This is a genomic window from Pseudoduganella sp. GW821-FHT11H04 (assembly GCF_058807935.1).
Window position 1 is genome coordinate 422,611 of the sequence record NZ_JBXARE010000004.1, and the last position, 26,847, is coordinate 449,457.

25 protein-coding genes are annotated in these 26,847 nt (G+C 62.1%); 8 read left to right on the top strand and 17 right to left on the bottom strand.

Annotated features, from left to right (window positions below; all coding sequences use genetic code 11):
- The 4 genes from AC1RTP_RS12180 to AC1RTP_RS12195 are packed head-to-tail and all read right to left on the bottom strand — an operon-like array spanning nucleotide 1 to nucleotide 6,145.
- Nucleotides 1–465 (bottom strand): AraC family transcriptional regulator, encoded by a 465-nt coding sequence (locus tag AC1RTP_RS12180; protein WP_498607815.1) that lies wholly within the window; start codon nucleotides 463–465, stop codon nucleotides 1–3.
- A 10-nt stretch (nucleotides 466–475) separates the two neighbouring features.
- Nucleotides 476–3,574, bottom strand: a complete 3,099-nt coding sequence (locus AC1RTP_RS12185; protein WP_498607817.1) for an efflux RND transporter permease subunit — start codon at nucleotides 3,572–3,574, stop codon at nucleotides 476–478.
- A gap of 9 nt (nucleotides 3,575–3,583) precedes the next feature.
- Nucleotides 3,584–4,726: an efflux RND transporter periplasmic adaptor subunit gene (locus AC1RTP_RS12190; RefSeq protein WP_498607819.1), complete on the bottom strand. Its 1,143-nt coding sequence runs from the start codon at nucleotides 4,724–4,726 to the stop codon at nucleotides 3,584–3,586.
- A gap of 15 nt (nucleotides 4,727–4,741) precedes the next feature.
- Nucleotides 4,742–6,145, bottom strand: coding sequence for an efflux transporter outer membrane subunit (locus AC1RTP_RS12195; RefSeq protein WP_498607821.1), 1,404 nt, complete (start codon nucleotides 6,143–6,145; stop codon nucleotides 4,742–4,744).
- A gap of 140 nt (nucleotides 6,146–6,285) precedes the next feature.
- On the opposite strand from AC1RTP_RS12195, the gene AC1RTP_RS12200 reads away from it, so the two are divergent.
- Together AC1RTP_RS12200 and AC1RTP_RS12205 are read left to right on the top strand one after the other, a co-directional pair.
- Nucleotides 6,286–7,656: a DUF1800 domain-containing protein gene (locus AC1RTP_RS12200; protein ID WP_498607822.1), complete on the top strand. Its 1,371-nt coding sequence runs from the start codon at nucleotides 6,286–6,288 to the stop codon at nucleotides 7,654–7,656.
- A gap of 26 nt (nucleotides 7,657–7,682) precedes the next feature.
- On the top strand, nucleotides 7,683–8,930 hold the full coding sequence (locus AC1RTP_RS12205) for a DUF1501 domain-containing protein (RefSeq protein ID WP_498607824.1): 1,248 nt from the start codon (nucleotides 7,683–7,685) through the stop codon (nucleotides 8,928–8,930).
- Nucleotides 8,931–9,070: 140 nt separating this feature from the next.
- Here the strand turns inward: AC1RTP_RS12205 and AC1RTP_RS12210 are convergent, their stop codons facing one another.
- The 7 genes from AC1RTP_RS12210 to AC1RTP_RS12240 all read right to left on the bottom strand — a co-directional run bounded on the left by AC1RTP_RS12210 (nucleotide 9,071) and on the right by AC1RTP_RS12240 (nucleotide 17,500).
- Entirely contained in the window at nucleotides 9,071–9,886 is an 816-nt protein-coding gene (locus AC1RTP_RS12210) for a response regulator (RefSeq protein WP_498607826.1), read from the bottom strand.
- Nucleotides 9,868–11,229 (bottom strand): hybrid sensor histidine kinase/response regulator, encoded by a 1,362-nt coding sequence (locus AC1RTP_RS12215; RefSeq protein WP_498607828.1) that lies wholly within the window; start codon nucleotides 11,227–11,229, stop codon nucleotides 9,868–9,870. The genes AC1RTP_RS12210 and AC1RTP_RS12215 overlap by 19 nt, the downstream gene beginning before the upstream one ends.
- Before the next feature lie 42 nt (nucleotides 11,230–11,271).
- On the bottom strand, nucleotides 11,272–11,985 hold the full coding sequence (locus AC1RTP_RS12220; protein ID WP_498607830.1) for a 2OG-Fe dioxygenase family protein: 714 nt from the start codon (nucleotides 11,983–11,985) through the stop codon (nucleotides 11,272–11,274).
- 14 nt (nucleotides 11,986–11,999) lie between these two features.
- Complete coding sequence (locus AC1RTP_RS12225; RefSeq protein WP_498607832.1) at nucleotides 12,000–14,048, bottom strand: TonB-dependent receptor; 2,049 nt, start codon at nucleotides 14,046–14,048, stop codon at nucleotides 12,000–12,002.
- Nucleotides 14,029–14,517, bottom strand: coding sequence for a DUF6702 family protein (locus AC1RTP_RS12230; RefSeq protein ID WP_498607833.1), 489 nt, complete (start codon nucleotides 14,515–14,517; stop codon nucleotides 14,029–14,031). The genes AC1RTP_RS12225 and AC1RTP_RS12230 overlap by 20 nt, the downstream gene beginning before the upstream one ends.
- Entirely contained in the window at nucleotides 14,517–16,892 is a 2,376-nt protein-coding gene (locus AC1RTP_RS12235; RefSeq protein ID WP_498607834.1) for a M1 family metallopeptidase, read from the bottom strand. Before AC1RTP_RS12235 ends, AC1RTP_RS12230 begins: the two co-directional genes overlap by 1 nt.
- A gap of 152 nt (nucleotides 16,893–17,044) precedes the next feature.
- Nucleotides 17,045–17,500 carry a MarR family winged helix-turn-helix transcriptional regulator gene (locus tag AC1RTP_RS12240; protein WP_498607836.1) on the bottom strand — a complete coding sequence of 152 codons (456 nt, stop codon included), beginning with the start codon at nucleotides 17,498–17,500 and terminating at the stop codon, nucleotides 17,045–17,047.
- Nucleotides 17,501–17,623: 123 nt separating this feature from the next.
- On the opposite strand from AC1RTP_RS12240, the gene AC1RTP_RS12245 reads away from it, so the two are divergent.
- Genes AC1RTP_RS12245 through AC1RTP_RS12255 form a run of 3 tightly spaced genes read left to right on the top strand, consistent with a single transcriptional unit; the run spans nucleotide 17,624 to nucleotide 21,384 of the window.
- Complete coding sequence (locus AC1RTP_RS12245) at nucleotides 17,624–17,935, top strand: hypothetical protein (protein WP_498607838.1); 312 nt, start codon at nucleotides 17,624–17,626, stop codon at nucleotides 17,933–17,935.
- Nucleotides 17,936–17,959: 24 nt separating this feature from the next.
- Nucleotides 17,960–19,027 (top strand): HD-GYP domain-containing protein, encoded by a 1,068-nt coding sequence (locus tag AC1RTP_RS12250; protein WP_498607840.1) that lies wholly within the window; start codon nucleotides 17,960–17,962, stop codon nucleotides 19,025–19,027.
- A 41-nt stretch (nucleotides 19,028–19,068) separates the two neighbouring features.
- The gene (locus tag AC1RTP_RS12255; protein WP_498607842.1) at nucleotides 19,069–21,384 is read left to right on the top strand and encodes a CHASE domain-containing protein; all 2,316 of its coding nucleotides are present in this window, start codon (nucleotides 19,069–19,071) and stop codon (nucleotides 21,382–21,384) included.
- Here AC1RTP_RS12255 and AC1RTP_RS12260 read toward each other — a convergent pair whose 3' ends face one another.
- Nucleotides 21,385–21,621, bottom strand: coding sequence for a hypothetical protein (locus AC1RTP_RS12260; RefSeq protein WP_498607844.1), 237 nt, complete (start codon nucleotides 21,619–21,621; stop codon nucleotides 21,385–21,387).
- Between the two features lie 129 nt (nucleotides 21,622–21,750).
- Between AC1RTP_RS12260 and AC1RTP_RS12265 the strand changes: the two genes are divergently transcribed.
- From AC1RTP_RS12265 to AC1RTP_RS12275, 3 genes are read left to right on the top strand one after another with little or no spacing between them, the layout of a single operon-like run.
- Nucleotides 21,751–23,487: a ribonucleoside triphosphate reductase gene (locus AC1RTP_RS12265; RefSeq protein ID WP_498607845.1), complete on the top strand. Its 1,737-nt coding sequence runs from the start codon at nucleotides 21,751–21,753 to the stop codon at nucleotides 23,485–23,487.
- Nucleotides 23,484–23,657, top strand: a complete 174-nt coding sequence (gene nrdD, locus AC1RTP_RS12270; RefSeq protein WP_498607847.1) for an anaerobic ribonucleoside-triphosphate reductase — start codon at nucleotides 23,484–23,486, stop codon at nucleotides 23,655–23,657. The genes AC1RTP_RS12265 and nrdD overlap by 4 nt, the downstream gene beginning before the upstream one ends.
- Nucleotides 23,650–24,357, top strand: coding sequence for an anaerobic ribonucleoside-triphosphate reductase activating protein (locus tag AC1RTP_RS12275; protein WP_498607848.1), 708 nt, complete (start codon nucleotides 23,650–23,652; stop codon nucleotides 24,355–24,357). Before nrdD ends, AC1RTP_RS12275 begins: the two co-directional genes overlap by 8 nt.
- On the opposite strand, the gene AC1RTP_RS12280 is transcribed toward AC1RTP_RS12275, so the two are convergent.
- The 5 genes from AC1RTP_RS12280 to AC1RTP_RS12300 all read right to left on the bottom strand — a co-directional run bounded on the left by AC1RTP_RS12280 (nucleotide 24,335) and on the right by AC1RTP_RS12300 (nucleotide 26,838).
- Nucleotides 24,335–24,751: a hypothetical protein gene (locus AC1RTP_RS12280; RefSeq protein WP_498607850.1), complete on the bottom strand. Its 417-nt coding sequence runs from the start codon at nucleotides 24,749–24,751 to the stop codon at nucleotides 24,335–24,337. The genes AC1RTP_RS12275 and AC1RTP_RS12280 overlap by 23 nt on opposite strands.
- Nucleotides 24,752–24,781: 30 nt before the next feature.
- Nucleotides 24,782–25,708: an alpha/beta hydrolase family protein gene (locus tag AC1RTP_RS12285; protein ID WP_498607852.1), complete on the bottom strand. Its 927-nt coding sequence runs from the start codon at nucleotides 25,706–25,708 to the stop codon at nucleotides 24,782–24,784.
- On the bottom strand, nucleotides 25,705–26,157 hold the full coding sequence (locus tag AC1RTP_RS12290) for a nuclear transport factor 2 family protein (RefSeq protein ID WP_498607854.1): 453 nt from the start codon (nucleotides 26,155–26,157) through the stop codon (nucleotides 25,705–25,707). The genes AC1RTP_RS12285 and AC1RTP_RS12290 overlap by 4 nt, the downstream gene beginning before the upstream one ends.
- 1 nt (nucleotide 26,158) lies before the next feature.
- Nucleotides 26,159–26,527 (bottom strand): hypothetical protein, encoded by a 369-nt coding sequence (locus AC1RTP_RS12295; protein ID WP_498607856.1) that lies wholly within the window; start codon nucleotides 26,525–26,527, stop codon nucleotides 26,159–26,161.
- 134 nt (nucleotides 26,528–26,661) lie between these two features.
- A complete protein-coding gene (locus AC1RTP_RS12300) occupies nucleotides 26,662–26,838 on the bottom strand; it encodes a hypothetical protein (protein WP_498607858.1) in 177 nt (58 codons plus the stop codon).
- Nucleotides 26,839–26,847 lie beyond the last annotated feature (9 nt).

Consider the following 26,847-nt stretch of genomic DNA (forward strand, 5'->3'; position numbering starts at 1 on the left):
CTAGTCGACGGGAATGAAAAGTTCGCAGGCAAAGGCGCCTGTCTCCGGATCGGCGCGAAAGTCAGCAGCATAGCGCTCGAAGCAAGCGCCTGGGCGGTCTTCTAAGCCGGCAGCAGGCAGGGCCTGCGCGTAGAAGGCATACCATGCCTCGCCGATGCCCGACGGTGCGCCAAAGTAGTCCACCACGGCGTAACGGCCGCCGGGGATGGTCGCCAGGGCGGCGGGCGGCGGCGCCGGATCGTCGTGCCCGATTTCCACGCAAGCGTCGTAGCGGCACTTTTCCGGCGGCGTGGTGCTGGGATCGTCCATCGCCACGCCGTAAGTCACGCGCCCCGTCAGGCCGTTTTCCTGCATCCACGGCGCGACGACGTTGCGCCAGAATTCGCCCAGCGCAGGCCCAAAGGGACCGGTGTGGCGCAGGAAGGCGACACGGGCGGGCTCGATTTCGACAACGCGTACTTTCATGGCAGCCTCCTTATTCGGTAACCGGCGCCTGCGCATGTTTATGCGGCCTGCGCAGCTTGTGCACGATACGTTTCATCAGGTGTTCGCCATCGTCGATGATGGTGAAGACGGCGGGCACCACCAGCAGCGACAGCAGGGTGGATGTAATCAGGCCGCCGATCACTGCAGTCGCCATCGGCGACCGGAAGCTCGGATCGGCGCCAAAGCCCAGGGCCAGCGGCAGCATGCCTACGCCCATGGCGATGGTGGTCATCAGGATCGGGCGGCTGCGCTTGTGGCAGGCGTCGACGAGGGCATCGAAGCGGCTCATGCCTTCGGCGCGCGCCAGGATGGCGTAATCGACCAGCAGGATGGAGTTCTTGGTCACGATCCCCATCAGCATGATCAGGCCGATCATGGACGGCATCGACAACGCCTTTTGCGTCACCAGTAGCGCAACGAAGGCGCCTCCGATCGACAGCGGCAGTGCGGCCAGGATGGTCAGCGGCTGCAGGAAGTCATGGAACAGCAGCACCAGCACGCCGTAGATGCACAGCACGCCGATCAGCATGGCGATCATGAAGCTCACGAAGAGGTTCTGCATCTCCTGGGTGTCGCCCAGTTCCGCCCTGGTCACCGATGGCGGCAGGTTTTTCATGGACGGCAGTTGGCGCGCTTCCTCGTCCAGCTCACCCAGGGTGCGGCTGCCCAGCTCCACGTCCAGCGTCACGTTGCGGCTGCGGTTCAGGCGGTCGATCTGCGCCGGGCCGGATTCCATCGTGATGGAGGCGACGTTGGCCAGCATCACAGGGCCGTTGCGGCCCGGGACAGTCAGGCGGCCGATGGCATCGAGGTCGGCGCGCACGCTGTCGGGCAGCTTGACGCGGATCGGCACCTGGCGTTCGGCCAGGTTCATTTTGGTCAGCTCGAAATCGTAATCGCCGGCGGTCGCCACGCGCACCGTTTCGCCGATGGCGTTGGCGGTCACGCCCAAATCGGCGGCTTTGGCAAAGTCGGGACGCACGATGATTTCAGGCCGCACCAGCGAGGCGCTGGAAGTCACGTTGCCGATGCCGTGCAGCGTACGCAGCTCGCGCTCCACCTTGCGCGCCGATTCGATCAGCGCCACCGGGTCTTCCGAGCGCAGCACCAGCTGCATCTTGACGCCGGTATCTGGCGGACCGACGGTGAAGCGCGCGCCGGGCAGGGCGGATAGCTTCTCACGGATCATATTGTCGATGTCCGCCATCTTCTCCTTGCGGTCATTGCGATGCTTCGTTGTGATGGTCAACACGGCGCGGCGCGCTTCTGCTGCGGCGCCGGGCGCGAAGGCATCGCCGGCCGAACCGCCGCCGATGGAGCTGAAAACATGGGTCACCGGCTTCACTTCCATGATCGCCAGGCGGGCGCTCTCTGCGACCTCTCGGGTTTCGGCCAGCGTGGAGCCGGGCGGCAGCTCGAGGTTCACCATGGTCTGGTTGCGGTCGGCCGGCGGCACGAAGCCGGTCGGCAGCAAGAACACCAGCATAATGGAGCAGACGAAGAACACCGAGGCGCCGATAGCAGTCTTCCAGCGGTTGCTCAAGCACCAGCGCATGGTCTTCATATAGCGCTGCATGATCCAGCCGTCCGGCTCCTGCGGCTTGCTGGTTGGCTTCAGCAGGTGGGCCGCCATCATCGGCGTCAGCAAACGCGCCACCACCAGCGATGCCAGCACCGCCAGCACGGCCGCCCAGCCGAACTGTTTGAAGAATTTGCCGGGAATGCCGCCCATGAAGGCGGTCGGCAGGAACACGGCCACCAGGGCGAAGGTCGTGGCAATGACCGCCATGCCGATTTCGTCGGCCGCTTCCATGGCGGCCTGCATCGGCGTCTTGCCCATGTGCAGGTGGCGCTCGATGTTTTCGATTTCCACGATGGCGTCGTCCACCAGCACGCCCACCACCAGGGCCAGCGACAGCAGGGTCACGGTGTTCAGCGTGAAGCCCATCCAGTACATGCCGAGGAAGGCCGGCAGCACGGACAGCGGCAGGGCCGATGCGGCAACCAGCGTGGCGCGCCAGTCGCGCAGGAACCACCAGACCACCAGCACCGCCAGGAAGGCGCCTTCGTACAGCAGCTCCATCGAGCCCGAGAAGTTTTCAGCAACCGGCGAAGCATTGTCGATCGATTCCGTGATGGCGATGGTCGGATGCGCCTTGCGCAATTCTTCCACGGCGGCGCGGGCGTCCGTCGCAACCTGGGTTTCGCTGGCGCCCTTGGTGCGGAAGATTTCGAAGCCCACGACTTTCTTGCCGTCCTCGGTTGCCACAGCGCGCGGCTCGGCGATGGTATCGCTCACCGTGGCCACCTGCTCGAGGCGGATGTGGCGGCCGTCGCCCAGCGGAATATCCATCTGCGACAATTCCTGCGCGCTGCGCACGGTAGCGATGGTGCGCACCGATTGCTCGGCGCCGCTGATGTCGCCGCGGCCGCCCGGCGCTTCCTTTTGCACCTGGCGCAGCATGCGCGACACGTCCAGCGCGGATACGCGCAGCGCCGCCATGCGCTCGTCGTCGAGTTCGACGCGGATTTCGCGGTTCACGCCGCCAACCCGTTTGACGGCGCCCACGCCGCCGACCGACAGCAGCTTCTTGGCGACAGAATTGTCCACATACCAGCTCAGGTCCGCGTCGTCGATTTTCGTGCCTTCCTTCGGCGTGACGACAAAGGTCAGGATCACGCGGCCGGCGGTGGAAACCTTGCTCACCACCGGGTCGCGCATTTCACCCGGCATGTCGGCCCGCACCTGGGTCACCGCATCGCGCACTTCGTTGACGGCGTCGGACAGGTTTTTTTCGAGGATGAATTCAACGGTGATGGTGGCGGTGCCGTCCAGCACATTGGCGTAGATATTCTTCACGCCTTGCAGCGTGGCTACCGAATCCTCGATCTTGCGCGCCACTTCCGTTTCCAGCTGGGCCGGCGCGGCGCCGGGCAGGGAGGCGGAGACGGTGACGATCGGCAGTTCAATGTCCGGGAAGTCCTGCACCGGGTTGGCGCGGTATGCCATCCACCCTGCCAGCGACAGCAGGATGAACAGCATGATGGCCGGAACCGGATGCTTGATCGAGAGGGCTGAGAAATTCATCGCGCCTCCTTAGCGGGCCGGCTTGATAGCCGTGGAAGCCTGCGTTGGCGCGCCGGCATTGCGTACCAGGTCGCCGTCGTTCAGGAAGCCCGCACCAGCCGCCACGAGCAGCGCGTCCGGCGCCAGGCCTTGCAGCACTTCGATGCGTTCGCCGATGCGGCGGCCGACCTGCACCTTGACCTGGCTGACACGCAGGTCCTGGTTCAGCCGGAACACATAGCTGAAACCATCGCGCACGGTGACGGCCTGCTGCGGCACTGTCAATGCATCCGACGAACCCAGTTCGAACTGGCCGGTCGCGAACATGCCGGCCTTGAACGGCGCCTGCTTGCCGTTGTTTGCTGGCAGGTCGACGTAGACCAGGGCGGAGCGGGTTTGCGGATCGATGGTCGGCGCCACCATGCGCACCTTGCCCGTCAGTTCGCTGCCATTGGCTGCTTTGATGACTGCATTGGTGCCGATCTTGATGTTGCGCAGGTCGGTGGCCGTGACTTCGGCACGCCATTCCAGGCGGCCCTGGCGGATCATGCGGAACAATTCGGTGCCGGGACCTGCCACCGCGCCGACAGTGGCGCTGCGGGCCGAGATGACGCCGCCGTCCGGCGCCACGACCTTGGTGTAGCGCAGGCGCAGTTCTGCCGCAGCCAGCATCGCCTTGGCGGAAGCGGCGCGCGCATGTCCGGTGGCTTCGGCCGTGGTGTACTGGCTGATTTGCTGGGCGCTCAGGGCGCCGGTGCTTTCAATCGAGCGCGCGCGGTCGGCGTTGGCTTTGGCTTCGGCAGCTGCGGCTTGCGCTTCCATCAGCGCGGCTTTGGCTTGCGCCACCTCGGCCTGCGGCGTTTCCGGTGCGAACACGGCCAGCACTTCGCCCTTGTTGACGACGTCGCCTACGTTGACTTTGACGTCCGACAGTCGCAGGCCGTTCGATTCGCTGCTGATGATGGCTTCCTGCCAGGCGGACACGTTGCCGTTGGCGGTCAGGCGGATCGGCAGGCTGGTTTTCTCCGGCTTGACAGTGCTGACGGTCAGCGATGGCTTGGCGACGGCCTTCTTGTCCTCGGCCATGGCGTAAGGCGCTTGCGCAAACGCGGCGAGGGCGGTGGCGACGGTCATCGCGGCGATGGCGGATGGAGTGCGGTGCAGTGGTTTCATAAATACTTTCCGGTCTTAGGGTGCGGCGGGCGCGGTCCAGCCGCCGCCTGCTGCACGGTACAGGGCGATCCAGGCGGCGCTGCGTTCGCGCTGCAGGTTCACGACTGTGATTTCTGCGGCCAGCCGGGTGCGGCGGGCGTCTTCCAGTTCGAGCAGGCTGGCCAGGCCATTCTTGTAGCGCTCTTCGGTGGCGGTGAAGAAGGTGCGGTAGCCATCCAGCGCGGTCTGCGCGTCGTCCGCCCGTTCCTGGGTGCTTTGCAGGGCCACCAAGGCTTGTTCGACTTCGGATACCGCCTGGCGCACGCTGGCCTTGTAGCTTGAGACGGCGGCGTCGTAGCGGGCGTGCGATGCCTCCACATTGGCGCGGCGTACGCCCCAGTCGATGATCGGCAAGGTCATTTGCAGCGGACCCAGGGTCCACACGTTGGCGGTGATATCCTGGCCTTCCGCATGCAGGCGGCCGCGTCCCACCGAGCCGCTCAGGCCAAGTTGCGGCCAGCGCTGCGCGCGCGCACTGGCGACGTCGTAGCTGGCGGCTGCCACTTCCTGGCCGGCGTTGAAGACGTCCGGACGCTGAGCCAGCACCTGCGCCGGCACGGATTCGATGGCGATGCCGGCGGCGGGCGACAGCACTGCGTTGGCAGCGCTGCTGGACAGGCGTGCGCGCAAATCCGGTTCCGGGATGGCTGTCAGCGCTACCAGCACTTTCAATTCGCTGTCGCATGCCGCGCGCTGCGCCACGGCGCGGTTGTTGCCGTCGGCGGCGCTGGCGCGTGCCAGGGCGTTGGCGGATGGCGACTGGAAGCCGGCCTTGGTCGTGATGTCGGTCAGGCGCGAGGTATGTGCGCGCGATGCAGCATCCATGCGTGCAACCGCCAGCAGCTTTTCGCAAGCGCGCAAGCTGTAATACTGGTTTGCCGTTTCCGCAGCCACGGTGACGCGCGCTTCGTGCCAGCCTGCCTGTGCGCCTTCCTGGCGGGCGATGGCGGCGTTGCGGCGTGCGCGGCCGCCGCCGAACAAATCGATCTCCCACTGGGCCTGGGCCAGCAACTGGGTGGTGGTATTCATCGGAGCGCTGGCGGACTGCTGGCTCATGCGGGTGGAAGTCAGCACGCCGGTCAAGGAGGGGGCGAGCGCGGCGCCGGCGGCGGTGCGCTCGGCGCTTGCAGCGGCAAGGCGCGCCTGGGCGCCGGCAATGGTTGGACTGGCGGCCTGCGCGGCTTCGATCAACTGGACCAGCAGCGGGTCGGACTGGCTTTGCCACCAGTTGGCCAGTTCGCCGGTGCTGCCGTTATGCGGCAAAGGCGCCTGCCACTGCTGCGGCTCGTCCGCCGCGACCTTCGTCGCCGGCCCGGTCAAGCCGCAGGCGCTGAGCGCCAGCACGGCCACCATGGTTAGCGGGACCTGATATCTCTTCATGCCGTCCTTTCTTTTTGCGCAACATGAATTAAAGCATACAAATCAAACAATTAACATCCTGATACAAAGGATTCTTTGCCTTGGATTCGGGCGCTAGCGTATAAAGAAAAGACCGTAAAACATTGTATTGGGACGACATCATGCGACGATACGCATTTGCCCCCTTGCTGGTCGCCGCGCTGGCGCTGCCGCAAGCCGCCGTGTGGGCCGCGCCGCTGGCGAGCGAGCAAGCCGCCGTGCATGTGCTGAACCGCGCGGCTTACGGGCCGCGGCCGGGCGATATCGACCGGGTGCGCCAAATGGGCGTGCAGGCCTATATAGAGGAGCAGTTGAATCCTCCGCCCCTACCGGTAGCGCTAAGCCAGCGGCTCGCCAAGCTGGAGACCTTGCACCTGAGCGCCGGCGATGCGCTGGCCCGCTTCCAGGAAGCGCGCCAGGAGAAGGACGGCGAACGGCGCGAACTGGTGAAACAGATGGCGTCCGAAGCCGCCGAAGCGCGCCTGCTGCGTGCCATCGAAAGCCCGCGCCAGCTGGAGGAGGTGATGGTCGACTTCTGGTACAACCACTTCAACGTCTTCGCCGGCAAGGGCCAGGACCATGTACTGGTGGCCAGCTACGAGCGCGATGCGATCCGCCCCTACGTTTTTGGCTCCTTCCGCCAGATGCTGGGCGCCACCGCGCACCACCCGGCCATGCTGTTCTACCTGGATAACTGGGTATCGAAGGCCGGCGGCCTGAATGAAAACTATGCGCGCGAGCTGATGGAGCTGCATACGCTGGGCGTTGACGGTGGCTACACGCAGAAGGACGTGACCGAGCTGGCGCGCATGCTGACAGGCTGGACTTATGCGCCACGGCGCGGCGCCCAATTCGTTTTCGATCCGCGCCGCCACGATAACGGCGCCAAGACCTGGCTGGGCAAGCCGGTCACCGCGCGCGGCGTGAATGAGGGGGAGTACGCGCTGGACGTGCTGGCCGTGCATCCTTCTACCGCCCGCAACATCAGCCGCGAGCTGGCGCAGTACTTCGTGGCCGACCAGCCGCCGCCCGCGCTGGTGGAGCGCATGGCGCAGGCCTGGATCAGCAGCAATGGCGATATCCGTTCCGTGCTGCGCACCATGTTCTCCAGCCCGGAATTCATGGACCAGCAATATGCCGGCGCCAAATACAAAACACCTTACCAGTTCGTGGTGTCCGCTTCGCGCGCGTCCGCCATGCCGGTGACGGAAGTAAAGCCGCTGGTGGGAATCCTGGCCCGCCTGGGCATGCCGCTGTACGGCTGCCAGACGCCGGACGGCTACAAAAACACGGAAGCAGCCTGGCTTAATCCTGATGGCCTGAGCCGCCGCATCAGCTATGCGCTGTCGATTTCCAATGGCGCTGACGCCGCCGCAGTGCAGGACGCGCTGGGCGCATCGGTATCGAAGCGCACCGCCGCCATCGTCGCTGACAGTAATGAGCGCCTGCGCGCTGGCATGCTGCTGGGCAGTCCTGATTTTATGCAGCACTGAGCATGCAACTCTGAGGATCGATCATCATGCAACGACGCCAATTCCTGAACGCCTTTGCCGCCAGCGCCGGCTTGATGCTGCCGCTTGGTCCGCATGCCTGGGCCGCAACGATGGCCCCGGGCAGTACAGCGCCCACCAGCAAAAAGCTGATCGTGGTCATGCTGCGCGGCGCGGTCGACGGCATGAACGTGGTAGCCCCGGTGGCAGACCCTGAATATGCCCGCCTGCGCCCCAATATCGCTCTCGCCAAACCAGGCGCAGAGGATGGTGCGCTGAACCTGGACGGCTACTTCGGCCTGCACCCTGCTCTGGCGCCGCTGCTGCCGCTGTGGCAGCAGAAGAAACTGGCCTTCGTGCACGCCAGCGGATCGCCTGACGCCAGCCGTTCCCACTTTGACGCGCAAGACTATATGGAATCGGCCACACCGGGCGTGAAGAGCACGCAGGACGGCTGGATGAACCGCTTGTTAGGCGCCTTGCCCGGCGAGGCAACGCCAACCCGCGCGCTCAGTATCGGCCCCGTCATGCCGCGCATCTTGTCCGGCGCACTGCCGGCCACCAACCTGGCCAACGGCGCCGCTGGTACGCGCGCCACACCGCTGGACCGGCCGCAGATTGCGAAAGCCTTCGATGCGCTCTATGCCGGCAATGAGCGCTTCGGCAAAGTCTACCTGGATGGCCGCCAGGCGCACGAGGAAGTCATGGCCGCCGCCAACAGCGGCAGCATGATGGCGGAGATGCAGGCGGCAGACAATGGCGCGCCGCTGCCTAACGGCTTCCCAGATGATGCCGCCCGCCTGGCCACGCTGATGCGCAACAAGCCCAATATCCAGCTGGCCTTCATCGCGCTGGGCGGCTGGGACACCCATGCCAACCAGGGGGCCGGCACCGGCCAGCTGGCCAACCGCCTTCAGCCGCTGGGCGTGGGCCTGGCGACGCTGGCGCAGCGCCTTGGTCCGCTGTTCGACGATACGCTGATCGTGGTGATGTCGGAATTCGGCCGCACGGCGCGCGAGAATGGCAACCACGGCACCGATCATGGCCACGGCAACGCCATGTGGCTGCTGGGCGGGAAAGTCCAGGGCGGCAAGGTGGCAGGCGAGTGGAAAGGCTTGGCCGACGGCCAGCTTAATGAAGGGCGGGACTTGCCCGTGACTACCGATTTCCGCCGTGTGCTGGCCCATGTGGCTGAGCGCCACCTGCAACTGAATGCCAGCGCGCTTGCGCGCACCTTCCCCAATCTGCCCTCAGGGCCTACACTGAACCTGGTGTAGGCGCCAAGCCGCGGAGGCGGAAATGCTTAAGTTTCTCTGGAAAATGATTGGCGAAGACGAACGCTCGGAAGACACCATGGCCTTGGTGACCGTTGTGGTCAGCCTGTTGTTCCTCGGGTGGTTTATGCTGGCTTGAGCACTCAGGCTAGTAACGCGTCGATCGCTGCCACCAGCTGCTGCGGATCGAGCGGATGGGACAGCAAGCCGCGGCGCCGTTCCGCCCCCAGCGTCCTGAGGTCGTCTTCATCATCGGGGCGTATCACCAGCACCGGCAAGCCGGGCGCCATTTCCAGCGCGTCGGTCAGGAAGGACAAGCGGCCCGCTTCCAGCAAACCCAGTTCGCACAGGACCACGTCATAGGCATGGCCGTCCAGCAGCGCGCCTGCATCCATCGGATTGGAGGCGGTACTGACCGTGTAGCCGGTATGCGCAAGGATCGCAGCCACCAGGCCGGCGTTTTCCGGCGCGGCGTCGAGCAGCAGTACGCGTGCGCGCACTGAGCCGGTGGCAGTTGGCGCCAGCCCGGCAGGCGGCGCGCCCGGCCCGGCCGACGGCGGCGCCTTGGCCGGCATGGCGCCCGCACGCAGGTGTTCGGGCAGGAAGGATTCCAGCGACGGCAGCAGAACGTCCGGTTCCAGCGATTTGGGCAGGCAGCCGCTAAAGCCGGCGCGGCGCAGCGCAGCGCAGCCGTCGGTGACGGGAAGGGCGCTGGCGGCCAGGATCGGAATGGAGCGGGTCGCAGGATCGGCGCGCAGCCGCGCCACCACGCCCATGCCGTCGATCTTGGGCAGGTGCAGGTCGCACAGGATCAGGTCGGGCCGCTCGCGCTGGGCCATCTCCACACCCATGGCGCCGTCGGTGGCGCACAGGGGATGGTGGCCAAACGCCTGCAGCAGGTAGGTCACCAGGTCCATATTGGCCTGGTTGTCTTCAATGATCAGGATGCGGGCCGGCATTTGAGCGCAAGCGTGAAAGTGCTGCCCTTGCCGAAATCGCTGCTGAAGAACAGCGAGCCGCCAAGCAGGTTAGCCAGGTTCTGGCTCAAATACAGGCCCAGGCCCGCGCCTTCCGCATGGCGGGTCGAGGTGCTATCCAGCTGAGAGAATGCCTGGAACAGTTTGACCTGGTCTTCTTCCTTGATGCCGCTGCCGCTGTCGGTCACGCTGAATTCCGTGATCAGCGATTTTTCCTCGTCGGTGCGCTGGGAGAGCGTCAGCTTGACCATGCCTTTCTCGGTGAACTTGATGGCGTTGTTGGCCAGGTTGATCATGATCTGCGCCAGGGCGCGGCGGTCGCTTTGCAGGATGATTGCTTGATCCGGCATTTCGATGAAGACTTGCAGGCCTTTTTGCGCGGCCAGCGGGCGCAGGGTCTCGGCTACTTCCCCCATCAGCTGTTGGCAATGCACCGGCTCCAGGGTCAGGGTGACCTTGCCGGCCTCGATCTTGGCGACGTCCAGGATATCGTTGATCAGGGACAGCAGGTGGCGCGCGCTGGAACGGATGGTGGTGAGCTGGCGGTCCTGTTCATCGGTCAGCGGGCCGGGGAGCTTCATCAGCAGCGCGCCGGTGAAGCCGATGATGGCGTTCAGCGGCGTGCGCAGCTCATGCGACATATTGGCGATGAAGGCCGACTTCATGCGGCTCGCTTCCGCCAGTTCCAGGTTCTTCAGCGCGATTTCGCGGTTGGTCGTTTCCAGTTCGGCAGCATGGTGGGCCAGGCGCATATTCAGCTCGATCACCTGGCGTTCGCGCGCCTGCAGCTCGCTGTTCACCTGCACCGCCTGTTCGTAGGTGGAAATCAAGAGGTCGAGGATTTGCTGGCGTTCGGCGTTGATGAAGTGCTTCTGGTCGCCCAGGTAGAGGGCGATACCGACCTCCATGCTGGAATTGCGGCGCAGCTTCTGGTTGACCAGCATCTGGCCGATGCGGTTCAGCAGGTAGTCTTCGGCGTAAGGCTTGCGGATGAAGTTATCGGCGCCGCATTCAATGCCGCGGATGATGTCCTTGGGGTCGGTCAGCGAGGTGACCAGGATCACCGGGATATCGCGCAAGGCCGGATCGGCCTTGATGGCCCGGCACAGCTCATAGCCGTCCATTTCGGGCATCACGATGTCCGACAGGATCAGGTGGGGCTTGCGTTCGCGGACTTCAGCCAGGGCCAGCTTGCCGTTGGCCGCCACCCTGGCGTGATAGCCCGAAGAGCGAATCAGCCGGCGCAGGCGCTCGGCCTGGGTCGGGCTGTCTTCGACGATGAGTATTTCCAGCTCATCGGGCGCGATATCGTAGCTGGATTCCAAAGCACCTCCGAAATGGTTGGGTGTTCAGACTATACCGTTTTTTTAGCCGCCTTGGAAACCACCATCACGATAGGTGATAACCAGGGTGTCGCGGTGGCCATTGCCGGCGAGAGGCTGGATCGGGGTCGATTCGTGGATGACAGCCGCATCGTCCAGCAGCAGCATGGTCCACGGCTCGGTCATGGTGAAGCGTTTGCCGTTCGGGCCATCGGCTTCGAACACGCGGGTTTCTCCGCCCTTGATGCCGTGGCGGCCGACCAGCAGCACGGCCACGAAGTCCACGCCGTCGCGGTGGGCACCTTCAGGCGTTGGGCGGCCGATGCCGTCGGTGGTGTCGATGCGGAACTGGTGGGCTTCCACGTACCAGGGATGCTGGCCGCGCACCTGGGCGCAGGCCTGGCCGATGGCTGCCAGCAGCTTGTTCCAGGCTGGATTGGCCACTGTTTGCGCTGCGATAGGCTCGAACAGGCGGCGCATGCCGCCGTGCAGGGCGTTGTATTCGACCGGTTGCCAGTGGGCGCGGTGCTCGGCCTGGTCCAGGGCCAGGCCGTCTTGCACGAAGCAGGAGTGGCGGCGGCGGCGGTAACGGCCGCCGTCTTTCAGGTAATTGTCAGTGGCCAGGTCGTCCCAGCTGGGGACCAGGGAATTCAGTTCATCCAGGGTGCAGCCGGCCAGGCTGGCTACGTCGGCTGGCTTGAGCAGGGCATAGCCGGCGCTGCGCAGCGTGTGGATCAATTGGGGCAGGGGCGTCATCATGTCCCCTATTGTAACTAGAATGCGACATTCAGGCTGAGGCGGAAAGATCGCGATTCTATTGGGTGGAAATGGATGTCCTCCCGGGGCGTTGTTTCACCTTTCAGGCGCGATTCGTAGTAATAGTCGATCGCGGAGACCTGGCGGTTGGCGAGGTTGAAGCCTTCCAGCTCCAGGGTGGTGCGGGCGTCGAATTTGTAGGTAAGGCGGCCGTTGACGGTGGCGCTCGCCTTTGAGCGCACGGCATTGTCTTCCACCAGCGGGCGAGGGCCGAACCAGCGCAGGCGCAGGGAGCCGGACCAGGGACCGGCCGGGGTAAACGTGGCTGCCAGCTGCGCCACGCCTTCAACGGCGCCTGGGATGCGGTCGCCGGTTTCCGTGTCGTCGGCGGCGGCCGGGACGGTGCGGCGGAAGCGGCCGCGCGCGAAGGCCAGGTCGGCGTCCAGCGACAGCCATTTGGCAGGCTTGTAGTAGTTCGAGAATTCGATGCCGTAGCGGCGGCTCGGGCGGCCTGCCTCGGTGCTGCCGGCGTCGCCCAGGTAGACCAGCTCCGAGTCGAAGTCCAGCCGGTACACGGCCAGCACCGTCTGCAAGCCTTTTATTGCTTCGCTGCGCAGACCGAATTCGAGGCCGCGCGAACGGGCTAGTGGTGTGGCCGGATCCTGCGTCTGGGTCACGCCGCGCGCGTCGTTGCTGTGGAAGCCGCGTCCCGCGTTCAGGTAAAACTCGGTACGCGACCAGGGGCCGAAGGCCAGGCTGATGCTGGGGCTGGCCAGCGTTTCGTTGACGCGCGCCGCGTCGCCGACGGCGAAGCGGTAGCGGTCCAGCCTTACACCGGCCTCGCCGCGCAGCCAGGTGGTCAGGCGCAGGCGCTGCTGCAAGTAGAGCGCGGCGCTGGTTTCGACGATGTGGTCGGAACGCACGGTTTCGAGCACCTTGCGCGCCTCGGTGTGCTGCAGCGCGTTGAAGATATTGTCGTTCTGAGCCTGAATGCCCAGAGTCGTGCTCCACGCCATATCATCCATATGGTCATGCCAGCTGTGGCTCGCCTCGAAGCCGCCGGTCACGCGGCGGTCGGGCTGGGCGAACTGGTCGCCATGCACCGGGTCCTCGAGGAAGTAGGTGAAGTTGGAGAAGAGCTCGAGACGGTTGTTGATGATGTAGGCGTTGGCGTGCGTGGTCGATTTTTCGTCGCTGCGGGCCCAGGCGGCGGACAGGCTGTAGCGGCGCGCCTGGCCGCCATCGGTCAGGTCGAGGCCGTCGAAGCGGCCCAGCATGCCGCTGTCCACTGCGCGCTGCGGAATCTGGTCGGTGGCGTTCCATGCGCCGTGATAGGCCATGGCGGTGATGGTGTAGCCATTGTTGGCAAAGCCCGCGCTGTAACGCAGGACGGCGTTGAGCTTGCGGTAATTATCGCCGCGCGTGAAAGGGCCGTCGTTGTGCACAGCCTCCAGCGCGTACAGCAAGGCCCCGGGGCGGTCTGCGCTGACATCGGCATCGCGCGAACCGGCCAGCAGCACGCGGCCGTATCCGTTCTGGCCGATGGTGGCCGCGGCGCGGTCCTGCGGCAGGCGGCTGGAATAATTGATGGCTGTGGCGCCGGCCGATGAAAAGTCTCCCGTGCTGGCGTTGTACGGGCCCTTGTTGTAATCGAGGCGCGCCACCAGCTCGGGGATGATGAAATTCAGGTCGGTCCAGCCCTGGCCGTGCGCGTGGCTGCGCTGGTTGACGGGTATGCCGTCGACCGTGGTGCGCAGGTCGGTGCCGTGATCGAGGTTGAAGCCGCGCAGGTAGAACTGGTTGGCCTTGCCCTCGCCGCTATGCTGGCTGGCGACCAGGCCGGGCGTAGCTTCCAGCAGCTCGCCGGGGCGGTAGATGGTGCGCGCTTCCAGCTGGCGCTGCGATACGCTACCCATGCCGGCGGAATCGGCCACTCCCACCTGGCTGGCGCGTGCGCCTTCTACCAGCACGCGCTGCATGAAGGGATCGTCGGCGAAAGCCGTCGCCGGCGCCAGCAAGCAGGCCAATGCCAGCGCCGGCCGCCGCTTAAGGCAGCGGCTGTTCACGGCGTTCGCGGTTGAAGACGATGGAGGCTGTCGGGCGGCCAGGGCCGCTGACGTTGACGTTGTTGACTTGCTGCGGCAGGAAATCGGTCAGTACGCCATCCAGCAGCACGGCGCCGGGCGGCAATTCGGTCTTCTCGATTTCCTGGTAGATGTTGATGCTGTCCACGTTGGCTTGCATGCCAACCCAGTGCAGCGGCAAAGGCTTGCCGTTGACGGTGATGCGGAACTGCTTCTCGATGTAGCGACGGAACACGGCCTGATCCTCCTCCAACCCAAGGTCAAAGTTGCGCTGGTAAAGGTTCATCAACAGCGCTTCCACATCATGCGCCGTGTAAGTATGAACCACTTCCGTGCTACCTGTGCGTGGGTTGAAGCTGATCTCCGTCAAGCCCACGTGAAAATTGTGGGCTTGCGCGGCGGCGCTGCACCAGAGCAGCGCCGCCAGGAGGACGGCTTTGAAACGAGTCATCACTTCTTATCGGTTTCCGCGTCTTTCTTCTCTGCGTCTTTCTTTTTGAGAGGCGTGTTGAAGTCTTTCATCATATTGTCAGGCTGGCGCGACTTGAACAGTTCCAGGCGCGACTGGCTTACCTTGCGCGGCCAGGCGTTGTTGGACTGGTCGATGTCGGCGGTTTCCCAGTACGGGTCCTGCACCAGGGACGCCAGCGGCTCGTCGGTCACGATCACTTTGGTGATCTTCTTCGGCGAGTAGCGCCATACTTCGGCCGGGATGCGCTCGATGTACTTCTTGCCCGACTTCAGTTCGATCTCCAGGACCAGCGGAGTAACCAGGCCGCCCAGGTTGGAGAAGTCTACCAGGTACAGGTGCTTGCCCTGTGCCAGCAGGTCTTTTTCCCACTGTTCCAGGTCGCCGGTCGATTCGGCGAACTTGTTGCGGTCAACGTTGGTGACGGTGTAGTCGTCATGCTCGTTGTAGAAGTCCTTCAGCTCCGGCTGCTGGTCCACCTTGCGGACCATGCCCTTGTTGCGCTGGTCGATCAGGGAAATCGGCTCGGCATCATGCTGCGCCTTCTTCCAGGCCTTTTCGGTTTCCGGATTCTTGGTGCTCACGCCGTATTCGGTGATGCCATCGATCGACACGTCCACTGCATCGGTGGTGTAGAACCAGCCGCGCCAGAACCAGTCAAGGTCGGTGCCGGAAGCGTCTTCCATGGTGCGGAAGAAGTCAGCCGGGGTAGGGCGCTTGAATTTCCAGCGGCGTGCGTATTCGCGGAAGGCGTAGTCGAACAGTTCGCGGCCCAGGACGGTTTCGCGCAGGATGTTCAGCGCCGCAGCCGGCTTGGCGTAGGCGTTGTTGCCGAACTGGAGCAGCGACTCCGAATTGGTCATGATCGGCACCTGGTTCTTCGAACGCATGTAGTCGACGATGAAGCGCGGATCGCCGCGGCCGGCCGGGTAATTATCTTCCCAAGCCTCTTGTGCCAGCGATTGCACGAAGGTGTTCAGGCCTTCATCCATCCAGGTCCATTGGCGCTCGTCGCTGTTGACGATCATCGGGAAGTAGTTGTGGCCGACCTCGTGGATCACCACGCCGATCAGGCCATACTTGGCGCGCTTGGTGTAGGTGATTTCGCCGGTCTTTTTATCCTTCACAGGACGCGGACCGTTGAAGGAGATCATCGGGTACTCCATGCCGCCTACCGGACCGTTGACGGAAATCGCGGTCGGGTATGGGTAGTCCAGGCTGTACTTGTTGTACTGCTCGATGGTGTGGATGATGGCTGCGGTCGAGTACTTCTCCCACAGCGGGTTGCCTTCTTTCGGGTAGTAGGACATGGCCATCAGGTTGCTGCCATCCTTCTTGTAGCCCTGCGCATCCCAGATGAACTTACGCGAAGAAGCCCATGCGAAGTCGCGCACGTTCTTGGCCTTGAAGTGCCAGGTCTTGGTGCCCTTTGCCTGATGCTTCTCGGCTTCCTCGGCTTCAGCCTGGGTCACGATGACGACCGGGGTCTTGCTGGTGCGGGCCTTGGCCAGGCGGTCGCGCTGCGCGGAGGTCAGCACGTCGTTAGGATTCAACAGCTCGCCGGTGGAAGCGACGACGTGGTCGGACGGCACGGTGATCTGCACGTCATAGTCGCCGAATTCCAGCGTGAATTCGCCCGAGCCCAGGAACTGCTTGTGCTGCCAGCCGTACACGTCGTAGTAGGCCGCCATGCGCGGGAACCACTGGGCGATTTCAAACAGGTCGTTCTTGTCTTCCGCGAAATGCTCGTAGCCGGAACGGCCGCCCAGTACTTTTTGCTCGTTGATCTTGTACGACCAGTCGATGGAGAAGGTGAACTTCTCGCCCGGCTTGAGCGGCTGCGCCAGTTCAACGCGCATCATGGTGCGGTTGATGGTGTACTGAAGCGGCGCGCCGCCGGAGCCTTTAACGGAAGCGATCTTGAAGCCGCCGTCGAAATCGCGGCCGGCCAGGATGTTGCGCATGCCTTCGAACTTCATGCCCTCTTCGTCGCCGCGCGCGCGGCCCCACGCTTCGCGCGAAGGCGCGGTCATGGTCATGCGGGCATCGGAGTCCGGCTTGTAGATGTTCTGGTCCAGCTGCAGCCACAGGTAGTGCAGGGTGTCCGGCGAATTATTGTGGTAAGTGATCTGGCCGCTGCCGCTGATGGCGCGCTTGACCTCGTCCAGCGTGGCGCGGATCGTGTAGTCCGCGCGCTGCTGCCAATAAGCGTGGCCCGGAGCGCCGGAAGCGGTGCGGTACTGGTTGGCGGAAGGCAGCAGCTCGTCGAGCTGGCGGAATTTATCGTCGAATGGCTCGGCCGCAAAGGCCGTTGCCGTCATGCAGAGTGCGGCAAGACCAACAGAAAAACGTTTCATCAAGTCCCCAGGCGTGTAGTAATAAATGCTGGGCTATTCTAGGGGAGCTTGTATTTCGGCACTTGGTTTATTTGTAAAAATCCTGCAACATAAAACAAAAAAAGGGGACGTACCCCTTTTGTCAAATAAAAAGGGGTACGTCCCCTTTTTTATCATGCGTTGTTCATCAGGCTGGTGCGCAGAACCGACAGCTCGCGCTGCAGACGGATGACTTGTTCTATGTCGCAGCCGCTGGCGCTGAGCACGCAGGCCGGCAGCTTGGCGCCTTCCTTGCGCAGTTCGCTGCCGTGCGGGGTGAGGGCGATGATCACCTGGCGTTCGTCCTGCGGGCAACGGGTGCGGGTGATGAGTTCGGCCAGCTCCATGCGCTTGAGCAGCGGGGTCAGCGTGGCCGAGTCGAGGAACAGGCGGTCGCCCAGGGCAGACACGGTCTGCTCGTCCTGTTCCCACAACACCATCATCACCAGGTATTGGGAATAGGTCAGGCCCAGCTTGCGCAGCAGCTTGCGGTACACCTTGTTCATCGCCAGTGAGGTCGAGTACAAGGCGAAGCAAAGTTGCTGGTCGAGCTTGGGAACCTGCTCGAGGTCGTAGGTTTTGGTGTCCATGGCGGCAGTATAGATAGCGTGCTATCTAATTGCAAGCAAATTTCTCCCTTGACCTTGCTACAAGGTGATTCTTTGACTATGGTTAAAGTGCCCGTAACTTGCGCTGGGCATTTGGGGATGATAATGAATCAGATGAACCACTACCATTCTGGCGCTTACCCGGTTCCTGATCAGCGCGGCCTTGAGCCCGTCCTGTTCCTGGTCGAAATCGACCCGCAGCGGGTGGTTGATGGCGTGCGCTATGACGACAACTACCTGGCCGACGACGTGATGGCATGCGGTACCATGCGCGAAACTTGCCCGATTTGCGAGGAAGGCCACCTGCAGCTGGTGCTGCGTCAAAAAAACGTGCGTGTGGCCCACCTGTTTTGTATCGAATGCACACGTTGTTTCGGCGCTTTCCTGCCAGACGGCTCGCCCGCACTCGCTGACTAGAATTGCCTGCGGTATCATGCCGCAATGACCAGACCTAAGACCAAGCCACTGCTGCTGATCGTTGACGGATCGGCGGAACACCTGCAACAGCTCAGCCATCTGCTAGAGGACAAGTACGCCGTGCGCGTGGTTGACGAGGCCGACCGCGCCCTCGCCATGGCTCAGCAGTTGCCGCGCCCCGATCTGGTATTGGTCGATGTGGTGCGCGATGGCTTCGCCGTCTGCCAGTCCCTGCGCAGCAATCCGGATACAGCCAGCATTCCCCTGATCGCCATGATAGAGCGCGGCCAGCCAGAGCTTGAGAGCAGCGCAATTGCCGAAGGCGCGTCCGACGTGGTGGCGAGGCCGCTGGTGCCCGAGCTGCTGCGGGCGCGCATCGCCACCCATGTGCAACTGCATCAGGCACGCGCCCAGGTGCAGCGTCGCCGTGGCCAGATCAAGGAATTGAGCCAGATCGCCGATGCCGCGGCCTGGGCCATCGCCACCCTGGCCGAGTGGCGCGACGAGGAAGACCCATCGCATTTGCGCCGCATCCAGCACATTGTGCTGGCACTGGCGCGCCAGCTGCAAGGCAACCCGCGCTTTTCCGATGAACTGGCCGAACCGAATATTCCATTCCTGTTCAAGGCCGCGCCGCTGCACGATATCGGCAAGGTGCGCATTCCGGACGCGATCCTGCTCAAGCCGGGCCGCCTGACGCCGGAGGAATTTGACATCATGAAGCAGCACACTGTGCATGGCCGCGACGCCATCGCCGGTGTGGAGCGGGAGCTGGGCTTCACCAACGCCTTCCTGCGCTTTGCGCGGGAAATCACCTATAGCCACCAGGAGCGCTACGATGGTTCCGGCTATCCGCAAGGCCTGGCGGGCGATGCGATCCCGGTTTCGGCACGGCTGGTGGCGGTGGCCGATGTCTATGATGCGCTGGTGTCGGAACGGGTCTATCGCCCGGCCTTCACCCACGAGACAGCGATTGAACTGATTCGCCAGGGTAGCGGTGAGCAATTCGATCCGGACGTGGTCGATGCGCTGCTGGCGGCCGAAGAACAGGTGATGGAAATTGCCGCCCGCTACGCGGATGTGTCGGATTAGTCCTATGCTATAGTCGGCTACACAGTCCAGCTGGAGCCAGCATGCGCATACACGGATACCTGGCCTTTATCGTCGGTATTTGCGTTACCGTGTGGGTCTGCTTGTTCGTCGTGAATGTGCAGGACCGCCAAGCCAACGAAGCCTTCCAGCGCGACACGCAAAAGATTGCGCGCGATACCCAGCTTCGCCTGCAAACCTATTTCGACATGCTGCTCAGTATTAAGGGCGTGTTCGCGGTACATGAAAATGTGACGCGCGTAGAGTTCAGCCGCTATGTGAGAGAGTTGGACCTGAAGCGCCGCTATCCGGGCTTCCAGGCCATCCAGTTCGTGCGGCGCGTGCGCTCGGACCAGATCGATGGGTACAGCGCGTTTATCCGGGCCGACGATAGCCTGCAAAGCGGCGGCTATCCCGACTACAAGGTGCACCCAGCGTCCGTGCGCCCGGTCCACTACATCATCGAATACAACGAGCCAATGAAGGGCAATGAAAATGCCTTCGGACTCGATCTCGCGGCGCTGCCGCCCCACCTTAAAGCCCTGCAGCTTGGCACCGCGACCGGCCGCATCGTGGCCACCGAGCGCATCACCCTCGTGCAGGACGCCAGCGGCCAGCCGGGCTTTGTGGCGCGCGCCCCAATTTACAAACGCGGCGCATCGCTACTGACGGTGGAGGAGCGTGATGCGGCGCTGGTGGGTTTTGTGGCCATCGTTTTCCGCGTCAACGACCTGATGTCGGAAACCATCGACAGCCCGATGCTGCAGCACCTGTATGTGAGCATTCATGATGCCGGCTATGCCAGCGACGGCGCCAAGGTGCTTCCCAGCGACGACAACTTGATGTTCGACAGTTTCGGCAAGCTCGGTTCCGGCACGCGCCTTCCTGCGTTGCCCGGCCTGGACGTGAAGATCCCGCTCGACGTGGGCGAGCGGCGCTGGATCGTGCAATTCCAGGGCCACGCCAGCGAACACTATAGCCGCGACAGCATGCTGATTTGGGTCATCGCATTGGCAGGCTTTACCATCAGCGCCTTGATCGGCGCGCAGATCATGACCCTTTCGCGCCGCCGCGCCCTTGCGAAAAAACTGCGCGTCACGGCCGACGAATTGCGCGCGCTTCAGGATAGCGCCATCGTCGGGATCGGCCTGTTTGCCAACGGCTTGATCGTACGCTGCAACAGCGGACTGGAAGAGATGATGGGTTACCAGCATGGCGAGTTGGCCGGCCGCTCTTGCGCTGTGCTGACGGGTGGGCACCACGATCCTTTTGCATGCATGACCGACGGCGCTTCAATGCACTTTGAGCTGGAACTGGTGAGCGCGCAGGGAAAGAGGCTGTGGTGCATGGTGAACGGCCGCATGCTCGACCAGAATGAGCCGCGCAAGGGTTGCGTGTGGGTGATCATCGACATCACCGTACGCAAACAGGCGGAGGCCGCGCTGGTCGATACCAAGCATGGCCTGGAACGCAGCCTGAATGAGCTGGCGTTGCAGAAGTCCAATGTGGAACTGGCGCACAAGGATTTGTCTGCCGTGCTGCTCACGCTGAAGCAGGCGCAGGCAAGCCTGATCACTTCCGAAAAAATGGCTTCTCTTGGCGCGCTGGTGGCGGGCATCGCACATGAACTCAATACTCCAATCGGCAATAGCCTGCTGACTGCGACTGCCTTGAGCGATATGTGCAAGGAATTTGAACGCCAGCTGGGAGAGGGCGGCATCAAGCGATCCGCCTTAGACACGCATTTGAAGGACGCGCGCATGGCGTGCTCCATCATCACCAATTCCCTCACGCGTGCGGCGGACCTGATCCACTCCTTCAAGCAAGTGGCGGTGGACCAGACTTCCGACAAACGCCGCAACTTCAACCTGTCCGGCGTGGTGCACGACACGCTTGCAACATATTCGGCGCAGCTGCGCCGCGCCAATTGCGAAGTGAAGGTGCTGATGCCGGAGACGCTGAATTTCATTTCGTATCCAGGCAGCGTGGCGCAGGTACTCGGTAACCTGATACAGAACGCCTTGCTGCATGCGTTTGAGGGGCGCGAGTCGGGCCGCATCTCGATCAGCGCGGCGGAAGTCGATGAGCACTCGGTGGAATTGCGCTTTGCCGATGATGGCGTCGGCATGAGTTCACGCACCCTGCACCAGATTTATGACCCATTCTTCACCACCAAGATGGGGCAGGGCGGATCGGGGCTGGGCATGAATATCGTGTACAACCTGGTTACTGGTGTTTTGCGCGGAACCATCCAGATCGAGTCCGAGCCCGGGACGGGAACCACCGTGATCCTGACCTTGCCGCGCAAAGTCCCCGCGAAAGAAGAACTGGCCGAAAATGACCTGCTGCATGTGCAGTGATTACGGCCGCAGGCCCTCCAGAATCTTCATCGCTGCACGCTCCGCTTCCTCCTCCGCAGAGTGCTGGTCCATCAAAGTCAGGTCCGCAGAAACCCTCCGCTTCGGATAAATGTGCGTCATATGCATCGGATTGCTGGATGGCGCGAAAATCGAAACAAACGCCCCCCACTGCCTGGTGCCATCCAACAGCTCCCCGGTATATTCAACCTCGTAGCCATCAATGTTCTTGGCGGGCATGGTTACGTCTCCTTTTCGCAGGAATCTTAGCAAATTTAAACCAGGTCAAGGAAATCAAAAATCACGGCTATAGCGGTTCTTAATACTATATTTAGTGTGTAGTATTCACATCAACACAACATCTAGTTGATGATGAAAATGAATACGACACGCAAGACTACCGTGGACGTCGCGTCCTCGATCAATGAATACCTCCAGCAGCTCGACTGGCGCGTGAACGCGAACGCCAACCAGGGCTACTCGCTGGGTGGCATGATCCTGAATATCTCGGGCAAGATGGTCGCCAATTACTGGCTCGATCACGTCTACCCGCGCGAGGTGGGCGAAGCGCACCGCAACGCCGACATCCATATTCACGACCTCGATATGCTGGCGGGCTATTGCGCCGGCTGGTCGCTGCGCACCTTGCTGAACGAAGGCTTGAACGGCGTGCCGGGAAAAGTGGAGTCGGCGCCGCCGAAGCACCTTTCCAGCGCCGCCGGCCAGATCGTCAACTTCCTCGGCACGCTGCAAAACGAATGGGCCGGGGCACAAGCATTCAGCTCCTTCGACACTTATATGGCGCCCTTCATCCGCAAGGATTCGCTGGGATACGAGCAGGTCCTGCAGACCATGCAGGAATTGATCTACAACCTGAACGTCCCTTCGCGCTGGGGCACGCAGACCCCATTCACTAACCTCACATTCGACTGGACCTGCCCGGAGGACCTGCAAGAACAGTTGCCCGTGATCGCCGGCGAAGAAATGCCTTTCACCTACGGTGACCTGCAAGCCGAGATGGACATGATCAATCGCGCCTACATCGAAGTAATGATGAAAGGCGACGCTAAAGGCCGTGCCTTCACCTTCCCGATCCCGACGTACAACATCACACCGGACTTCGACTGGCATTGCCCCAATGCCGAATTGCTGTTTCAGATGACCGCACGCTACGGCCTGCCGTACTTCCAGAATTTCGTGAATTCAGAGCTGAAGCCGAACATGATCCGTTCCATGTGCTGCCGCCTGCAATTGGACTTACGCGAATTGCTTAAACGTGGCAACGGCCTGTTTGGTTCAGCCGAACAAACCGGTTCGCTGGGTGTGGTTACGCTGAATTGCGCACGCCTCGGCTATCTGTATGCAGGCGATGAATCCGCGCTGATGGCCCGCGTGGACGAATTGCTGGAACTGGGAAAAACCAGCCTGGAAATCAAGCGCCAGGTCATCCAGCGCCTGATGGATGGCGGCCTGTTCCCCTACACCAAGCGCTACCTCGGCACACTGCGCAATCACTTCTCGACTTTGGGCGTGAACGGCATCAACGAAATGATCCGCAATTTCACAGGCGATGCTGAAGACATCACTACCGAGACCGGCGCCGCCCTGGCCATCCGCCTGCTGGACCACATCCGCGCCCGGATGCTGGAGTTCCAGGAAGAGACGGGCCATATGTACAACCTGGAAGCGACGCCGGCGGAAGGCACGACCTATCGTTTTGCCAAAGAAGACCGCGCCCGCATGCCGTCGATCATCCAGGCTGGAACGCGGGAAATGCCGTACTACACCAATTCCTCGCAGCTGCCGGTCGGATTCACTGACGATCCATTCGAAGCGCTGGAGCGGCAGGACGAGCTGCAAAGGAAGTACACGGGCGGCACCGTACTTCATCTGTATATGACCGAGCAGATATCCAGCGCCGACGCCTGTCGCCGCCTGGTGCAGCGCGCATTGACGCGTTTCCGCCTGCCCTACATCACCGTCACGCCGACTTTCTCGATCTGCCCAAAACACGGCTACCTAAGCGGCAAACACGAATTCTGTCCGAAATGCGATGAGGACATCATTGCGCGCAAACAGCGCTTAACCATGGAGATACCAGCATGACCGCAAACAAACCAGGCCAGGAAATCACCCTCACCAATGAAGAACGCCAGCCCTGCGAAATCTGGACGCGCGTCATGGGCTACCACCGCCCGTACTCGTCCTTCAACGTCGGCAAGAAGGGTGAATTCAACGAACGCACTTACTTCGTCGAGCGCAAGAACAATGGCTGACAGGGAGCTCAAAGTCGGCGGCTATACAAAGTTCACGTCGACCGACTACCCAGGGCAGTTGGCAGCCGTGGTCTTCGTCCAGGGCTGCCCCTGGCGCTGCGGCTACTGCCACAATCCTCACCTGCAACCGCGAGACGCCGCACCGGCAATCGCATGGAAGGAAATGCTGGCATTTCTCGCCACAAGGGTAGGGTTGCTCGACGCCGTAGTTTTCTCCGGCGGCGAGCCAACCCTCGACCCCGCGCTTGAAGACGCGATGCGCAGTGTGAAATCGATGGGATTCAAGGTAGGCCTGCACACCGCCGGCATTTATCCCGAGCGCCTGAAAGGTGTGCTACCGCTTGTCGACTGGGTCGGTCTGGACATCAAAACATCCTTCGAATCCTACGACCAGCTCACCACCGTCGTAGGAAGCGCCGCCGCCGCGAAAAGCGCAGCGTCGATCGTTTTGAAAAGTGGCGTGCCGTACGAGTTCAGGACCACCGTCCACCCAACCCTCACCACGCGCCAGCACATCGCCGCGCTGACGCAGAAAATCGCCGACATGGGATGCAAAACTTACGCGCTGCAGGACTTCCGCGCAGTAGGCTGCCGCAACGCGGATTTGATCGAATCACGCGGCGGCAGTGCCCTCGACGACGCATTCGTCGACCAAGTGAAAGCCCGCTTCCGCACGTTCACGCTAAGGAAAGCCGACTAGCATGTGATCTCCGGGTACGCCAAGCTACCCAGGTAAAGAATAGGAAGAAGGCAAAGTCACCGGCGCCATAGACCGCAAAGAACATCGCGCTGAGTGGGGATTCGGAGGCGATTGCGGGAAGTGTGGTTCCTTTCGCAAGCAGCCATGCCAGCCAGGTGATGGTGTAGACAAGCTTCTCAATTGCGAATACAAGCACCAGCAATGGAACGTGGCGGTAGGTCTTAGCCACGGACCAGTAGGCCAGTCCCCAAAGGACAATGGCGGCTTGCCCCAGCCACGAGAACACGACCGGGTCGACGGCTTCGAGGACGGGGTTTGTGAAGAACTTCGAAAAAGTCAGCATGCCAAGTACGTTGTAGGCGCCGGCAAGCCAGAATCCTCTGGTGATATTCAAATTTTTCTCCATTGCAGAATGCCTCTCCGACTATTCGGGCCTTCTTTTGAACCATTGGGCCAGGCCGGCGAGGTAGTCGGGCAGGTGATTCTTTTCTGGTGACTGAAGTGCGTGGCCGGCGTTGGGATATTCGATATAAGTGAAGTTCTTGCGGGGCTGGGAGGCGAAGTAGTCGCGCAACTTGCGGCCTGACTCGATAGGGACGCTGTCGTCTTTTTCGCCCATTGCCGCAATGATCGGGATATCCAGTTTGGCGTAGGTTGGAAGTGGGTCGTAGAACAGGTGCGAACTCCAATAGCGGTAAGGGTGGCCGAAGAACTCTTTGGTGAGGTTCGCGGGATCGGCCTTGATGTCGGCATAGGTCCCTAGTAGCTGCTCGCGCGAGAACATCATCGCGTAAGGCTCCGTGCCCCTTGCAGTGAAGATCAGGAATTCTTCGCTTTGCGGGAGGCCGCCGCTGCCCGCGACTGCCAGCCAGCCGATTTTCTCGCTGCGCGAGGCGACGATCGGCGCGATCGTGCCGCCTTCGGAGAAGCCCAGTATCGCCAGGCTGCGCGGCGCCAGCGTTTTCAAGTGAGGTTCTGTTTCGATAAATGCCAGCGCGTCGTCAACCCCGCGTTCAAGGAAATCCGCACCATTGAAGGCTTCCGAACAATGCTCGCCGTTGTCGCGTTTTTCGATGCCGCTCTTTTCGAGGAAATAGATGTCGGCAGGGGCGGGGTAACGCTCGAAGAATGTGGGGATGCGCGGGCCGAAATCCCGGCAGCCGGACCCGCTGATCAATAGGACGGGCGTTGGCTTATCTTTTGAACCCACATCTTGCAGGTGGAAATAGCGGCGCGGCTGTCCGTCAATCTGAATCGTTGCTTCGTCAAGCTTGCGCTCTGCCAGCGCGGAGGATGCGGAAAGCGTACCGCAAAAGAATACGAGGAGAGAAAGTAAAGTTTGTTGTTTCATGAAGTGATGGGGCTCGCCATAGCCTCAGTAGTTCCTTTAGCAGCGATGCGGTGGAGGGTTCGTTCCAGCGCAGCAGTATCGGGATAAATGCGGACACTGGTAACGCGCCCCCAACGAATCTCGATCAGGTTCACACCCTCGGCGCTGGTCGTGACGCCGTCGGTGCCGTTGTTCGTCTCGGTCCAGATGGCTTCAACCTGCGTATGCCAAGGCCAGCCCGAGACTCGCACCTCATGCAGGGTGAAGCTGATCCCTTGCAGCAGGCGAAGCAGCCTTTCATACCAGGCGCGGATAGCCTCCGGCGTACGGCGCGTTCCAGACAATGCGTGGGTGCCGACAAAGTAATGGCTTGCATGTGGCGACAGTTCGTCGGTTACAGCCTCGATTCGCCCGGCACTGAGTCCTGCGAATACTTTGGTGATTTTGCGGCGGACAATTGCATGGTACATCTCAGGCTCCCGGTGCAGCGATCCAGAGCAAAATCGCGACGGCGAAAAACACCACCCACGACAAATGCCGTCCGCGCGTGAAGAAGAACGAGAGTAATCCGGAGACAAAGGCGACCGAGCTAAAGACTTCCAGCACAAACGTTGGCTGCAGGGCTTGTCCCGACGCCTGCAAGACGAGGATTGCGATCCCCCACCAGACGATAGTCAGGATATGCCAGACGAACCTCAGCGTACCGCTCGTGAATTCGGTGCCGCCGAAAAGCTCGGGCAAATTATCACGTTTGAAGAGTCGAATGAGGATGTAGCGCTCGCCGAGATAGGAATGGGCGACGCCAGTGAGAAACAGCAGAAGTGCGGCGACAATCAACATATTGGACCTTTCTTCTCTGATGGACGAGTCAAGCAAGTGTAAAGGTTGAAGAGCTCATTTCTTCAATAGTTCAACGAATTGCTCTACTTCTCGCCTGACACTTGGGGGTGTCGTTGAACTGCAGGAGTATGTATTCAACGCTGCGGCACTTCAGGGGAGGATTTGCAGCGCTCCTGGGCGCCGTAGGTGATCTGGTAAAGCCGATATACGACGCGGGATTTTTGTTGTTCGACGTCCTGCGGCGGCTGGGAAAATGCGCCACTCGAAACGGCAAGTCCGAATGCTGCAAGGGCATGCAAAGGCTTAACCATCAAATATTT